Consider the following 14,361-nt stretch of genomic DNA (forward strand, 5'->3'; position numbering starts at 1 on the left):
GATTAAGTTAAAACCTTGACATTAACATTAATGTCAAGGTTTAGCGTGAGAGAGTCCTTGTTAATTTACCTCTCATGCTCTACCCCCAACGTTTCGGCCAATTCACCAGAGAACACGCAGATACCGTAGCAGCCCTTTTGTGTGGCTTACTGCTATTTTTCGGATGGTTCGCCTTGCATCTCGGATGGTTGGGATTGGCGTTTCTACTGCTACCGGCTGCTTATGTAATTGGTGGTTACGAAAGTGCGCGAGAAGGATTAACTACTCTCTTCAAAGAAAAAGAACTCGATGTAGATTTGCTGATGATTGTGGCAGCGATTGGTGCTGCTAGTCTCGGCTTATGGCGAAGAGAATATCATCTAATTATTGATGGAGCAATTTTGATTCTCATCTTTGCCATCAGTGGCGCACTAGAAGGCTATGCAATGGCGCGCACTGAGCGGAGTATCCGCAGTTTGATGAGTCTGACACCAGATACAGCAAGGGTTTTGCATCAGGGCAGAGAAGAGGAAGTTGCTATCAGTCAGTTAAAAGTGGGTGATGAGATTGTCGTCAAACCCGGAGAGCTAATTCCTACTGATGGAATAATTTTATCTGGTTACAGCACCCTCAATCAAGCTGCAATTACAGGTGAGTCTTTACCTGTAGAGAAAACAGTGGGCGAAGAAGTATTTGCCGGCACACTCAACGGCTATGGTGCATTGCAAATTAAGGTGCACAAACCAGCCCAAAGCAGTTTGATTCAGCGTGTAATTCGCCTGGTAGAACAAGCGCAGACAGAAGCACCACCTTCCCAAGAGTTTATCGATCGCTTTGAGAAAGGATATGCCAAAGTCATTGTAGTAGCCGGGATATTACTGGCAACTTTACCGCCATTTCTCTGGGGTTGGGATTGGGAAACCACAATTTATCGCGCCCTTACTTTCCTAGTGGTGGCTTCTCCCTGTGCGCTGATGGCTGCAATTATGCCCACCCTGCTTTCGGGAATCGCCAATGGTGCAAGACAGGGGATTTTGTTTAAAAATGGGGCGCAGTTGGAGAAGATTGGCAAAGTCCGAGCGATCGCATTTGATAAAACTGGTACTCTCACAACAGGGCAGGTGCAGGTATTTCAGGTAATTTCAGTTAGTAAATACACTAAAGATGATGTCCTAAAAGTTGCTGCTAGTGTCGAATCATCTTCCGAACATCCCATCGGTAAGGCAATTGTACAGGCGGCTGGTGATTTAGATTGGGTTGGTGCAATCCAAGCGCAAGCTATACCTGGACAGGGAATTGTGGGAATTGCCCAAGAACAACAGGTAATTGTGGGAAACGCTGTTTTTGTCCAACAGTATGTCACAAATTTACCTGAAGAATTGCGAGAAATAGTTCAATCTTGGGAACAAGAAGGTAAAACTGTGGTTTGGGTAGCACAGGAAGGAAGGGGAGCAGGGGAGCAGGGGGGCAGAGGGGCAGAGGTGATTGGTGTAATTGCGATCGCAGATGAAGTAAGATCGCAAGCAGCTGCAACTATTACCCGGTTAAAGAAACTGGGAGTTGAACAAATTGTCATGTTAACCGGGGATAATCAGGAAACTGCTCACAGTGTCGCCAAAGCAGTAGGAATTGATCAGGTATATGCTCAACTCCTGCCAGAAGATAAGCTCGATGTTATCCGCCGTCTACAGCAACAATATCAAACTGTGGCAATGGTAGGCGATGGAATCAATGATGCACCAGCTTTAGCCCAAGCATCTGTAGGTATAGCGATGGGAGTATCTGGTAGTGATGTGGCATTGGAAACCGCAGATATAGTACTGATGGCAGACAAGTTAGAAAAAATTGCTGTAGCGATACATTTAGGTAGGCGATCGCAACTCATAGTAAAACAAAATGTAGTCGTAGCGTTGGGTTTCATTATGTTGCTTTTAGTAGGCAACTTTCTGGGAAATATTAACCTACCCATCGGCGTTATCGGCCATGAAGGTTCCACAGTGTTAGTTACTCTCAGTGGTCTGAGATTGCTGAGGTAAAATTAATTTTGATGGGCTGCAAGATCCCCGACTTCCTCAATAAGTTGGGAATCTGACCACCGCTAACACCTCAGAACTAATGCGATGAACCAGTAGTAGAGTAGGGTAATGGCTTTTGCTGACTGATAAGTGCGATCGCTGTTTTCAACCAATCAATATAGGTCTGTTCTCTTCGGATTACCAACTCCAGCACGAGCCTTTGCATCACCTGCTCACGGTTGGCAGACTCATCACTGAGTAATGGCAAATCGATGGTTTCACATTCAGCAAGTTTTTTGCTTCGAGCTGCCAATTGTTGCTCCAGTAGGTGAATAATGGTTTCATTTGACAACTGATCTGCAAAATGCAACTGGACAAGCATTGGCTCTCGTAAAGTCGGTAAGGGCTGATGAATCCCAAGCCATTGGGCGAATTCGGCTTTCCCAGGTTCCGTCACACTGTAGACTTTGCGGTTGGGGCGATCGTGCTGAATCTCAATCGTACAGGTAATCCAGCCTTGCTCAACTAGCTTATCGAGAGTTCTGTAAATTTGTGCCTGGTCTGCTGGCCACAAATGGGCAATACATTGATCAAAGCAGCTCGTTTTGAGGTCGTAGCCCGTCATTTCTTGCTGCTGAAGAAGACCTAGAATTACGTATGCTAGCGACATTAAGACGGTTTTCCCATAATTGATATTTTCTCGATAGGTTCTACACTATGTACTTCTTATAAGTTTATGCTAATATATGATTAATCAGATATAAGATATAACGACTATAAAAATATATGTTGATCGTAATGCTTCTTAGCAAGGAAACCAAATATATAAACTGAGGTTGGGCAGATGGCAAATGGTGCTGTTTGCACAAGACGGTGAGAAAGTAGCGATGTATCTTGAGTGCCGCTCTTGTTGGTTCAACCTCTCGTAAAGAAGAGAAAGCAAGCAAAAGTTATGATAAGAGCTGCAAGTCTTCTAGCGAGTGTCTACGCCACTATTGGAGATGCTACTCATCGCTAGCGTATCACTTCACGAAGTAATTGTTCGGTATAGTCTACTCGCGATTAATACTGACGCAGAAATTATTTAAGCCATCAAAGACTATTGTAACGAGAGGATGGGTAACATTGACTTCTAACACACTTTCACAAAGAATACGTCAACATCAATATCTGCGTGATTTACGAAACAAATTACTCTACCTTCACAAGATGTTGCTAGAGACAGAACGTATTGCCTACGAACAGGTTAGTGGACGAGTATCAAACGGAGAACTTCTTCAGCTCGTCATCGCTCATGAACAATTTGCTTGGCTACATCGTATTTCTGAAGTGGTTGTGCAAGTTGATGAAATGCTCGAAGCAGATGAACCGATATCGCTGGACGATTTCCAAAAGTTGATTACTGATGTCCGCACACTGATTGTACCCTTAGAGACGGGCAATACCTTCGAGAGAAAGTATTACAATGCTCTCCAGCGCGAACCTGCGGCTATATTAGCACATGCGGAGATATCCAGATTTCTCACGTCTAAGGTGTGAAGGTAAGGCATTTCCATCAAATTATGACTTAACCTAAAGAGTGCTGAGTAAAAAAGTACAAATTATACTCAGCACTCAGCACTCATGAACCAACTGCCACCAAAGGCTGAGATATTTCAGCTTTGTGCCATACAGATTGCCCTGTCAGCAGTTCTACAACATCCATCCCATTCCCAATTACACCTGGTACACTCGGATACCCAGCACTTGCCCCTACTAAAAACAGGTTAGATAATTCTGTAGTATATCCCAGACGATTTAAACCAACCTGTTTAGGTATTAATTTCGCGCCGTAAATATTACCCTGCGGTTGTCCCAGATAAAATTCGCTGGTGGTAGGTGTGCCGTAAACTTTCATCCGGGCGTAGTTGTCTACATCTGGAATTAACTCTCGTACACTTGTCATGATCTGCTGATAAACTTCCCGCTTTTTGGCTTTATACTCTTTTGGGTCAGTTTTGTGTAGATGTTCAAATGGTTCATAAGAACAGACAGTAGCAATCTCTAAAACGTGATGTCCCTCTGGCCCCACCCCTGGTTCACTAGATTTCATCGTCGGACAAGAGAGGAAAATCCACGGATGACTGAAGTCACCTGCCAATTGTCGTTGATATTCTCTGTTTAGGTCGCCTGTGGGATAATACCAAATATTCCAGTTACCGATGCCGTAGCGTTGGGGATCGAAGCGACTATCTAAACCCAGGTAAATATTGAAAGCACTGGCTGAGTATTCGTAACTAGTGAGACGTTGATGCTCTTTTTGACTCAATGCTTGAGAATCATGCATCAACTCTACTGTTAATTTCGGGTCGAGGTCGCTAATATAAGCTTTGCTGGCGCGATAGCTGATACCATCGGCAAGGATGCTATGAACAGCGTGGTTACTAACTTGAATATGGCTTACTGGCGTTAAGTATTTGATGACACCTCCACCTGCGGTAATTACGTCTGCAATGGTGTTAACAAAGTGTTTAAAGTGATGTTTTGGATAATAAGCACCTTCTGAGTAGTCCCAAACAAGGGAAGTGTGCGTGAGTAGGGCAATTTCTTGGGGTGGTAGTGCATAGTCGCCACTTTGTCCCGCCAGTACTGCTTGCAGTTTAGGCGATAATCCGACATGGTTATACAAATCTTGTAGAGTCCAACTGCGCTTCCAAAATAAATTTAAATATTTTGGTAACTTCAACCAGTCAGACAACTTCTGATCAAACCAGTGTACCTCCTGCACTAGGCTGCGAATTTCTTGGTGGAGTTGCTGAATTTCATTGCAGTAACGGTTAATAGCACTAGCTTCTTCGGGAAATGTGGAGAGTAAACGCGATCGCAAATTCTCCCATCCCAAGGGAATTTTAAAATCTGCCTCTGGTGTGATGACTCGATCAATGCAGTCAGGATCGAGGCTATTAAAGGGTATATCTTGGTGAATATAGTCAAGAAATTGGGCTATAGTCTGACCAGAACCACATTGAGAGATGTAATGCACATCAGCACAAAAACTATATTCCCCATAATCAAAGGTGTGACAACATCCACCAAGTAAATAATGTTGCTCTAAAACTGCTACCCGATAACCTTGTCGAGTTAAACAGGCTGCGGCCGAAAGTCCACCTAGTCCGGCTCCCAGAATTACATAATCGAAGATTTCCATATCAGTCTCCTTTGGCAATCTTGATTTCTCTTGATTTCGGTGTTATGGTTTTATTTCACCATTTTTTTTTATTAGTAAAAAACCCAAATTACTCGGCGGTTCTTTAGCTAGATTTGTAGTTTTCATTAAATGAAAATCAGGTAGAAGAAACATTCATAGAAAGTGTAAGGTTTTTTATAGTTGATAGTAGTCATTGCAACATCACCGAATATTTTGATATTTAGCTGGGGTAAATGTTCGTTAAATAACTAGCTAACATTTAGATACCCTGAAGGATGTTGAACTGTTCACTGATTTAAAGTAACCACAAAATTTAGCTGCAAATAACCGTGAAAACTTGCAGATTAGTAGGCGATAATTTAAGAGTCTGAGCTTTTTTCTTCATCCTTTATGTATTCAGATTATCGAAACTATAAAAAAATGTTTGACAACATTTGCTTTTCTTCATAAAAACTGAATAAATTATGAATTAGCTAAAACTATACAGGAGAGCAGAGAGGCAGGGGAGCAGAGAAAAAATAATAACTCCTAACTCCTAACTCCTAAGTAATTATTAATGACTAATGATCCATTTACACCACTTATAGGACAACAGCAAGGTATAGAATTACTGACTCAGGCTGTTAGACAAAACCGGGTTGCTCCAGCCTACCTATTTGTGGGGCCAGATGGTGTAGGAAGAAGTTTAGCAGCCAGATGCTTTGTGGAATTGCTATTTTCTAGTGAAATGGGAGTCACTGCATCTTTACAAAACCGTTTGCGTCAGGGGAACCATCCAGCTTTGTTGTGGGTGCAACCAACATACCAACACCAGGGACAACGATTAACAGCAGCAGAAGCAGCCGAGAAAGGACTGAAGCGTAAAGCGCCACCTGTAATTCGGCTAGAGCAAATTCGGGAAATTACTGAGTTTTTAGGTCGTCCGCCTTTGGAAGCGCCGAGGAATGTGGTAGTGCTGGAGGAGGCTCAAACAATGGCAGAAGCCGCAGCGAATGCTTTACTCAAAACCTTGGAAGAACCGGGACAGGCGACGTTAATTTTAATTGCACCTACACCTGAGTCTGTGTTGCCGACTTTGGTTTCACGCTGTCAACGCATTCCTTTTTATCGCTTAGATGCACAGTCTTTAGCTGTTGTACTTACGCAAACAGGTCATCAAGAAATTTTGCAAAATCAGGCAGTATTGAGCATAGCATCTGGTAGTGCTGGAACTGCGATCGCATCTTATGAGCAATTACAAACTATTCCCCCGGAATTACTCGAAGATTTGAAAAAAGCGCCTAAATCTTACCGTAACGCCTTGGAGTTAGCCAAGAAAATTGATCAGGATTTAGATACAGAAGCACAATTGTGGTTAGTTGATTATCTTCAGCAGTTTTACTGGCAACAGTGGCATCAGCCTAGTATTATCAATCAGCTAGAACAAGCTCGTAAATACTTACTTGTTTACGCTCAACCAAGGCTAGTTTGGGAATGTCTGCTTTTATCTGTGTATCAAAAATCTGATTCTATTTATACTACTCATCGCTGAGTGCGATGCCTACGCCAAAGACGGCTGGCGGAAAAACTGGAATGGTACGCCGCCGCCGGATGAAGAGATCGCCACGTAAATCAAGAGCAATTAAGAAGCCGATCGCTGCTGGTCAATTTGTAGTGGGATATTTTCCCGCACGAGTTGCCAAAAGTGCTTGATTGGGGGAATTTGCAAACGGTCTTGAGTTGTCACCATAACTACTCGACGAGTCAAACTGGAACTATCTGCTAAACCACTAGTATTATTGCTGGCTAAGGAACGAATCGCCAGGGTAGGGTCAAGACGAGCTTCCAGTAATGCTGATTGAGGTAGCAAAGCTATCAGTTCTCCTTGGCGCACGACTCCCCGGAAGGCATCTAGGGTATTTACCTCTAAAGCCGACTGGAGTGTAGCTTCCATTCGCTCAAATCTATCTTGTATTAAGCGTTGCATCCCATAACCATCTTTAAAAACCACTTGGGGATAACGAATTAGCTCCGACCAAGGGACAAATTCATATTGTGCTAGAGGATGATTGGCTGCGGTTAAAATTTCTATAGGTTCATCATAAAGCACTTCTACTACCATTTCTCTACTGGTGGTTAAAAAGCGATTATTCATCACAATTGCTAAATCCACTAATCCATCTTTGAGGACTTTCAGAGCGCGATCGCTTCCTAATGAAGTCACTCGCAATTGCACATCTGGATAATCGTGACAAAATTTTTGCAACACTGGTGGTAAGTAAGATCCACAAAGCGAGTGAATCACGGCAATGCAAAGTTCTGGTTGCTTTCCGGCGATTAAATCGGCTAATTCTTCTTTAGCTGTTTGCCATTCTTGGCAAATTTTGCGGATACGGGGTAGTAAAAGTTCACCTCCCAACGTCAGCTTGGCATGACTGGTTCTGTGAAATAGTTCTGTCCCCAAATCTGCTTCTAATGCTTGAATTTGGCGACTAATCGTCGATTGGGTAATACCACACGTTCGCGCTGCTTGTTGAAAGCTGCCGGTTTGGGCGATCGCTAAAAAGGCTTGCAACTGCTCTAGGCGCATTTTTATGTAGCCTGAATTACATTTATCGGTTTCATTAAGTTAACGGATTTTTAACCATAATTTAGTAGAGTTTGTTACCAAGAAAGGCAGAGGGCAGGAGGCAGAAGGCAGAAGGGAATTTTGCCTCCGCGCTAAAGCCCACGACTGAAAGGAGTAAGGGTATAAAGCCCCCACTGAACTCTTGTTCAGTGGCTCCAAGTCAGGAGGGGTCTGAATCCTATCGACGACTTGTTCCTTCTGCCCTCTGCCCTCTGCCTTCTGCCTTCTTCAAAGGTCTTTTTCTCTGATTTATATTTAAGTAAATCAGGTTTTACCGCCTTTCTCGTCAATTATCCGCTTTGCACAGATTTTTTCGGAAAATCTCACCAAAAAAGAATTGACTATTTTCTGCTGAAATATGTGAATTTTTAGATAATATTTTTAAATTGTATGGCTACAACTGAGAAAGCAACATGTCATACTCTGCATGTGAACCAACCCAAAACCAAATGACTGTATTGCCTTCTAACTGTCCAACTGCTCGATAACTTTTATTGATCCGAGCAGAATAGATTGGTAATTCTGGATGTACTTTTTTGAAGCGCAGGCTTGGATGTCCAAAATCATGCTTAAATTGGCGATATGCCTCGCGTGTCTGCTTCTGAACTTGCTCAGGTAGATCAGCAAATGCTTTACGGAATTTGGCAGTTGTGCGTGACTTCACAAAGTTTCTGGATCTAACTCTTGTGTTTTCCCTGCGTGATACTCAGCCATTGCTTCGGCTGCAAGTTCAGCAAGGGTATCCTGAGAACCTGCAAATGCTTCATCCCATCGGATTTCGTCTTCAAGTTCTTCCAGAATCATTGCAGCAATCACATCCTGTTGACTGGCGGGTAAGGTTTTCAACCTGGCGATCGCCTTTTGAAGTAACTCTGTCATAGCTACCAAATTTCCACAAACATAGCACTACAATATTATCGTCATCTCATAGCTACAAACCGTTGCGAACCCGTTCAAGAAATTCAGGATAATTCTTGCTCCCCATCATCTTCAAGAGAAATTACCACTCAGCCAAAGCGATCGCTATTCCTTGTTTTAAATCTGGTGTGATTGCGTCATTATTTGCTAACTGCTGCAATTGTTTATATGCGGCTTCCCCATCCAGATTTTTTAGTGCAGCGATCGCATGTAGTCTCACCGATGCATTAGAATCAGCTAGCAGTGAAATCAATGGTTCAATAGCTTGCATTTCGCCTAACTGTCCTAAAGATAAGGCGATCGCACTTTTGATGTTGACAATCTTTGTGGCTGGATGTTGCGTTCGCGGGGCGTCTCGTAGAGAAGCTAGCCGTTCGCGTAGCGTTCCGCAGGAAAGGCATCGTAGTATTTGCAATAAAATTTCTGCGGCTGGTTTAGTTAACTGCGGTTTTTGCACTCGTCCTAAAACTGTGACAATTTCTTGCCAAAGTGTCTCGGAAGTACTTTGATTAAGTATTTGTTGCAAATATTCCAAACTGGATGGTGTCCCCACCCAACTGAAAGCGCGGATGGTTTCTAATTGCAGCTTTATCGGTGTGTGAGGTGAAATAAGCAAATCAAATAAATGTTTTGCAGCCTCATCACAACCCATACGAGAAAGGGAAACTGCGGCTGCACAACAAACATCAAGATTAAAGTCGTAAAGTTTGGGTTGCAATCTCGTCACCAAATCTAATGCTTGGCGTAAGTCGGGGCGAAAACCTAAACCAACCACGGCTATACGCCTAACTATGGCGGCTATATCATCCAAAGCGTTTAACAATACTGGTGGTACACGTTCGTCATGAAAGCTGCTGAGGGCTTCAATTGCAGCGGCGCGGATTGCGGGTTGTGGATCTTGAACTACACTCAACAGCGGTGTGATGGTTTCTGGTTGCGGAATACAGGAAAGCGATCGCACCGCAAAAAGCCTTGTATCTTCATCTAATAGAAGTTCAGAGAGTCCAGCGATCGCAACAGTACCCATTTGCCCTAATGCTGTAGCCGCGATCGCTTTGAGTTCTTCATCATCATCACTTTTCAACAATTCAAGCAAAGGTGCGATCGCTTCTGGGTGCTGAAATTCGCCTAAAGTCCTTGCTGCATACCAGCGTAATTCTTCTTCTGCTTCTTCATCTTCTAATATCTCAATGAGTGGTGGGATGGCAATATTTCCCAAATTAGTCAACACTTTGGTAATTTCCCAGCGCTGTTGAAAATCCCCCATCTCTAACATTGAAATTGCTAACTTCAGAAGATATTCTCGATTTTTAACTATCTCTAGATGTTCCGAATCTGTCCCTAAAATTAATTGTTGTAAATATTGAATGAGTGATGACCAATCAGCCATATCATGTGCTGTTTGGGCTTGCACTAAAAGCTGATTGATATTACTCACCATACCCTGAATTGTGAATTATGTGAATACAATAAAAGTACAAATTCGTAAATAAATCGCTGCTTTTAACTGCCCTTGCTCTGCATTTTAGTACATCATTACACAAATTATTAACAGCGGCTCCATCTCTGATTTAAGCACTAAAGTGCATATTAAAAATTACGAATTACGAATTACGAATTACGAATTATTTTAACTTGGCTTGACTACAACTGAATTGCCCTCAATTTTGGCGGCGTAAGTTTTAAGCGCTTCTGTTGCTGGGCCTCTTTGCACTTTACCGTCAATCCCGAATTCCGAACCGTGACAGGGACAGGCGAATTTTTTGGACTCAGCTTGCCATCCCACCGTACAGCCTGAATGAGGACAGGTAGGGTTGACAGCTGTCAGATTTGCAGCAGATGTGCCGACTACCAACACAGGCCCAGCAGGTGAGTTTTTCGCCAGCAATTGACCTGTTTTATCTAATTCTGCCGAAGTGCCTACTGTTTGCCAATCTCCAGATGTTGAAGTTGTTTGAGAAGAACAGGCTGCGATCGCAACAGGTAGAGAACTCCCAATCAAACCCAAACCTACCCAATTCATAAAATCACGACGTTTCATAGTTGCTGAAATAATATCTAAAGTTTTAGTCAATTCTGGATTATTGCTTCGGTCATTTCAAATACCCTTCACTAAGCACTTTGCCTTACTTGCCGGTGACTTTGATGCAAAAAATGCATTTACTTTATACGGTTTCAGCAATTTTACTAAAAAATCGTAACAATTTATACGATTTTAACAGAAATCTCGCTTTAACTTATGAGTATCGAAATTGTTACATGAACATTATCTAAACCTGCTTGACAAATTTCCCAAATGTAAATGACGACAAGTTTTCTTTAACTAACCACGGATTTGAAGTTTCACGTTGGAATGATTTTGAGTAACAATAATCAGCCGTAATCAAATATTAAGTTTTTATTCCCTAGCCCTTGTAGATACAGCATCTGATGTAGCTACAGATTGATATTGGGCAATTACCACTACAGATCCTCACCATATTAGTAATTTGCATTGAGAGTCAGATCATGACAGACACAGCAACTACCACTACCAGCCTCAATAAGTTCGAGAAATTCAAGGCTCAAAAAGATGGACTCGCCATCAAGAGCGAGATAGAGAAATTTGCTGCCCTCGGCTGGGAAGCAATGGACGAAATCGATCGAGATCATCGGCTCAAGTGGGTGGGCGTGTTTTTCCGTCCAGTTACCCCAGGGAAATTTATGATGCGGTTACGGATGCCTAACGGTATCCTTTCCAGTAGTCAAACGCGTGTTTTGGCTGAAGTGGTGCAGCGTTACGGAGATGATGGCTGCGCTGATATTACTACGAGACAGAACATTCAATTACGGGGGATCAGGATTGAAGATTTACCAGATATCTTTAATAGATTTCACGCAGTTGGTTTAACCACTATCCAGTCAGGGATGGATAACGTCCGCAATATCACAGGCGATCCGGTGGCGGGGTTGGATGCAGATGAGTTGTACGACACACGAGAGTTGGTACAGCAAATTCAAGATATGCTCACCAACAAAGGCGAAGGGAACCCAGAGTTTAGCAATCTACCACGGAAGTTTAATATTGCGATCGCAGGTGGAAGAGACAATTCAGTTCACGCTGAAATTAACGATTTAGCTTTTGTTCCAGCATTTAAGGAAGGGACTGGGGACTGGGTACTTGGTACTGGGGAAAAATCTTCCCAATCCCCAATCCCCAATCCCCAGTCCCCAATATTTGGCTTCAACATCCTTGTGGGTGGCTTTTTCTCAGCTAAACGTTGTGAGGCGGCGATTCCTCTGAATGCTTGGGTGGCTCCAGAAGATGTGGTAGCTGTATGTAGAGCGGTTTTGGAAGTCTTTCGTGATCATGGCCCGCGTGCTAATCGGCAAAAATCTCGCCTGATGTGGCTAATTGATGAATGGGGTTTAGATAAGTTTCGAGCAGAAGTAGAAAGCCGTTTGGGTAAATCATTATTACCCGCAGCCGCAAAAGACGAAATCGATTGGGAAAAACGCGATCACATCGGGGTATATAAACAAAAACAACCAGGATTAAATTATGTAGGCTTGCACATTCCCGTCGGGCGGTTGTATGCCGAAGATATGTTTGAAATTGCGCGTCTAGCGGAAGTTTACGGCAGTGGCGAAATCCGTTTTACAGTTGAGCAAAACATTGTTATCCCCAATATTGCTGAATCGCGTTTAGAAATATTTTCAACAGAACCCTTGCTGGAAAGGTTTTCGATTAATCCTGGTTTACTGGCGCGATCGCTAGTATCTTGCACAGGCGCACAATTTTGCAACTTTGCCCTCATCGAAACTAAAAACCGCGCCCTGGAAATGATTAAAGCCTTAGAAGAAGACTTAACCTTCACCAAGCCAGTGCGAATTCACTGGACAGGATGCCCCAACTCTTGCGGACAACCCCAAGTTGCAGATATTGGTTTGATGGGAACTAAAACTCGTAAAAATGGCAAAACTTTGGAAGGCGTTGATATATATATGGGCGGCAAAGTTGGCAAAGATGCTCATTTAGGAACTTGCGTTATCAAAGGCATACCATGCGAAGACTTACAGCCAGTATTGCAAGAATTACTAATCAAAAACTTTGGGGCAAAGCTCAAGCAAGAAGCTTTAGTAATTAACAGTTAGTAAGTAAGTAGGTAGGGATCATTAAACATGAAATAAAATCCTAGTTCGTAGTGGGTGAGCAATGATTATTAGGACTAAAGTCGTCACTACAAACTTGAATTTATTTACGCCTTGCTACTTAATTGCTAGTGCTTAACAAATGACAAAAAATCAAGGAAAAATGAAAAATATTTCGCGCAGAAAATTTATTTTAACCACCACCACTGCGGCAGCGGCTTCTATCCTGGCTCATGGTTGTTCTTCCAGTAGTAATACAGCGTCAACAGGTGGTAATGCACCCTCTGCGGCTCCGGCTGCCAATGTCTCTACAGTAGCGAATGCGCCAAAGGTAGAAACAAGCAAAGCAAAATTAGGATTCATTGCTCTAACTGATGCTGCTCCCCTAATTATTGCTAAAGAAAAGGGTTTCTTTGCCAAATACGGGATGACTGATGTTGAAGTCATCAAACAAAAATCTTGGCCTGTTACCCGTGATAACTTAAAAATCGGCTCATCTGGCGGTGGTATTGATGGCGCACACATCCTCAGCCCCATGCCTTATTTGATGACCATTAACGATAAAGTGCCAATGTATATTTTGGCAAGATTAAATACTAATGGTCAGGCTATTTCTGTTGCAAATAAATTTAAAAACCTGAATGTAAAATTAGAAAGTAAGGCGCTGAAAGAAGCTGCGAATCTTGCCAAAGCCGAGCAAAAAGCCTTGAAATTTGGTATGACCTTTCCTGGCGGCACTCATGATTTATGGATGCGCTATTGGTTAGCGGCTGGTGGTATCAATCCAGATCAAGATGTGGTTTTATCACCTGTACCACCACCGCAAATGGTGGCAAATATGAAAGTCAGCACCATCGATTCTTTCTGTGTGGGAGAGCCTTGGAATGCTCAATTAGTGAACCAAAAATTAGGTTATTCAGCTTTAGTTACAGGCGAGTTGTGGAAAGATCACCCAGAAAAAGCTTTTGCAATGCGGAAAGATTGGGTTGATCAAAATCCTAATGCTGCACAGGCATTGTTGATGGCAGTTTTGGAAGCTCAACAATGGTGCGATCGCGCCGAAAATAAAGAGGAGATGTGCAAAATATGTTCTGACCGGAAATACTTTAACGTTGCTGTTGCAGATATTTTAGAAAGGTCTAAAGGCAATATTGACTTCGGCGATGGACGGACTGAGCAAAACTTTTCACATCCGATGAAATTCTGGGTAGATAATGCTTCATATCCTTTCAAAAGTCATGATATTTGGTTTTTAACAGAAGAAATCCGCTGGGGCTATTTACCAAAAGATACTAAAGTTCAAGAAATAGTGAATCAAGTGAATAAAGAGGACTTGTGGAAACAAGCAGCTAAAGCTATTGGTGTTGCTGATGCTGAAATTCCTAAGAGTAGTTCTCGTGGAATTGAGACTTTCTTTGATGGTGTAAAATTTGACCCTGAGAAACCAGAAGAATATTTGAAAAGCTTAAAAATCAAGAAGGTTTAATGAAGCTTTTAGGGACAATCAAATATCTAACATAATT

At 42.6% G+C, this 14,361-nt stretch carries 12 protein-coding genes; 5 read left to right on the top strand and 7 right to left on the bottom strand.

Annotated elements, in window-relative coordinates; genetic code table 11:
- The first annotated feature begins 74 nt into the window (after positions 1 to 74).
- Positions 75 to 2,015, top strand: coding sequence for a heavy metal translocating P-type ATPase (locus tag ACWATR_RS01895; RefSeq protein ID WP_460328950.1), 1,941 nt, complete (start codon positions 75 to 77; stop codon positions 2,013 to 2,015).
- A 76-nt stretch (positions 2,016 to 2,091) separates the two neighbouring features.
- Here the strand turns inward: ACWATR_RS01895 and ACWATR_RS01900 are convergent, their stop codons facing one another.
- The gene (locus ACWATR_RS01900; RefSeq protein WP_460328953.1) at positions 2,092 to 2,664 is read right to left on the bottom strand and encodes a PadR family transcriptional regulator; all 573 of its coding nucleotides are present in this window, start codon (positions 2,662 to 2,664) and stop codon (positions 2,092 to 2,094) included.
- Between the two features lie 455 nt (positions 2,665 to 3,119).
- Here ACWATR_RS01900 and ACWATR_RS01905 point away from each other — a divergent pair, with 455 nt between their 5' ends.
- Positions 3,120 to 3,533, top strand: a complete 414-nt coding sequence (locus ACWATR_RS01905; protein ID WP_176727225.1) for a hypothetical protein — start codon at positions 3,120 to 3,122, stop codon at positions 3,531 to 3,533.
- Positions 3,534 to 3,615: 82 nt separating this feature from the next.
- Here ACWATR_RS01905 and ACWATR_RS01910 read toward each other — a convergent pair whose 3' ends face one another.
- Positions 3,616 to 5,181 (bottom strand): phytoene desaturase family protein, encoded by a 1,566-nt coding sequence (locus ACWATR_RS01910; RefSeq protein ID WP_460328956.1) that lies wholly within the window; start codon positions 5,179 to 5,181, stop codon positions 3,616 to 3,618.
- Between the two features lie 556 nt (positions 5,182 to 5,737).
- Between ACWATR_RS01910 and ACWATR_RS01915 the strand changes: the two genes are divergently transcribed.
- Positions 5,738 to 6,712 carry a DNA polymerase III subunit delta' gene (locus tag ACWATR_RS01915; RefSeq protein ID WP_460328959.1) on the top strand — a complete coding sequence of 325 codons (975 nt, stop codon included), beginning with the start codon at positions 5,738 to 5,740 and terminating at the stop codon, positions 6,710 to 6,712.
- A gap of 90 nt (positions 6,713 to 6,802) precedes the next feature.
- Here the strand turns inward: ACWATR_RS01915 and ACWATR_RS01920 are convergent, their stop codons facing one another.
- From ACWATR_RS01920 to ACWATR_RS01940, 5 genes are all read right to left on the bottom strand, one after another.
- A complete protein-coding gene (locus tag ACWATR_RS01920; protein ID WP_460328961.1) occupies positions 6,803 to 7,750 on the bottom strand; it encodes a LysR family transcriptional regulator in 948 nt (315 codons plus the stop codon).
- Positions 7,751 to 8,183: 433 nt separating this feature from the next.
- Complete coding sequence (locus ACWATR_RS01925; RefSeq protein WP_460328963.1) at positions 8,184 to 8,453, bottom strand: ParE family toxin-like protein; 270 nt, start codon at positions 8,451 to 8,453, stop codon at positions 8,184 to 8,186.
- The gene (locus ACWATR_RS01930; RefSeq protein ID WP_460328965.1) at positions 8,450 to 8,668 is read right to left on the bottom strand and encodes a hypothetical protein; all 219 of its coding nucleotides are present in this window, start codon (positions 8,666 to 8,668) and stop codon (positions 8,450 to 8,452) included. The genes ACWATR_RS01925 and ACWATR_RS01930 overlap by 4 nt, the downstream gene beginning before the upstream one ends.
- A 121-nt stretch (positions 8,669 to 8,789) precedes the next feature.
- Positions 8,790 to 10,148, bottom strand: a complete 1,359-nt coding sequence (locus tag ACWATR_RS01935; protein ID WP_460328967.1) for a HEAT repeat domain-containing protein — start codon at positions 10,146 to 10,148, stop codon at positions 8,790 to 8,792.
- A gap of 189 nt (positions 10,149 to 10,337) precedes the next feature.
- A complete protein-coding gene (locus ACWATR_RS01940) occupies positions 10,338 to 10,748 on the bottom strand; it encodes a QcrA and Rieske domain-containing protein (protein ID WP_460328970.1) in 411 nt (136 codons plus the stop codon).
- 467 nt (positions 10,749 to 11,215) lie between these two features.
- On the opposite strand from ACWATR_RS01940, the gene ACWATR_RS01945 reads away from it, so the two are divergent.
- On the top strand, positions 11,216 to 12,841 hold the full coding sequence (locus tag ACWATR_RS01945; RefSeq protein ID WP_460328972.1) for a ferredoxin--nitrite reductase: 1,626 nt from the start codon (positions 11,216 to 11,218) through the stop codon (positions 12,839 to 12,841).
- Positions 12,842 to 13,001: 160 nt separating this feature from the next.
- Positions 13,002 to 14,324 (top strand): CmpA/NrtA family ABC transporter substrate-binding protein, encoded by a 1,323-nt coding sequence (locus tag ACWATR_RS01950; RefSeq protein WP_460328974.1) that lies wholly within the window; start codon positions 13,002 to 13,004, stop codon positions 14,322 to 14,324.
- Positions 14,325 to 14,361 lie beyond the last annotated feature (37 nt).

The sequence above is a fragment of the Nostoc sp. UIC 10890 genome (assembly GCF_054786515.1).

Excerpts from the sequence above, each read along its gene's own strand:
- ACWATR_RS01910 (WP_460328956.1), bottom strand. The coding sequence starts at position 5,181 with ATGGAAATCTTCGATTATGTAATTCTGGGAGCCGGACTAGGTGGACTT.
- ACWATR_RS01900 (WP_460328953.1), bottom strand. The coding sequence starts at position 2,664 with ATGTCGCTAGCATACGTAATTCTAGGTCTTCTTCAGCAGCAAGAAATG.
- ACWATR_RS01940 (WP_460328970.1), bottom strand. The coding sequence starts at position 10,748 with ATGAAACGTCGTGATTTTATGAATTGGGTAGGTTTGGGTTTGATTGGG.
- ACWATR_RS01935 (WP_460328967.1), bottom strand. The coding sequence starts at position 10,148 with ATGGTGAGTAATATCAATCAGCTTTTAGTGCAAGCCCAAACAGCACAT.
- ACWATR_RS01915 (WP_460328959.1), top strand. The coding sequence starts at position 5,738 with ATGACTAATGATCCATTTACACCACTTATAGGACAACAGCAAGGTATA.
- ACWATR_RS01930 (WP_460328965.1), bottom strand. The coding sequence starts at position 8,668 with ATGACAGAGTTACTTCAAAAGGCGATCGCCAGGTTGAAAACCTTACCC.
- ACWATR_RS01945 (WP_460328972.1), top strand. The coding sequence starts at position 11,216 with ATGACAGACACAGCAACTACCACTACCAGCCTCAATAAGTTCGAGAAA.
- ACWATR_RS01920 (WP_460328961.1), bottom strand. The coding sequence starts at position 7,750 with ATGCGCCTAGAGCAGTTGCAAGCCTTTTTAGCGATCGCCCAAACCGGC.
- ACWATR_RS01895 (WP_460328950.1), top strand. The coding sequence starts at position 75 with ATGCTCTACCCCCAACGTTTCGGCCAATTCACCAGAGAACACGCAGAT.
- ACWATR_RS01950 (WP_460328974.1), top strand. The coding sequence starts at position 13,002 with ATGAAAAATATTTCGCGCAGAAAATTTATTTTAACCACCACCACTGCG.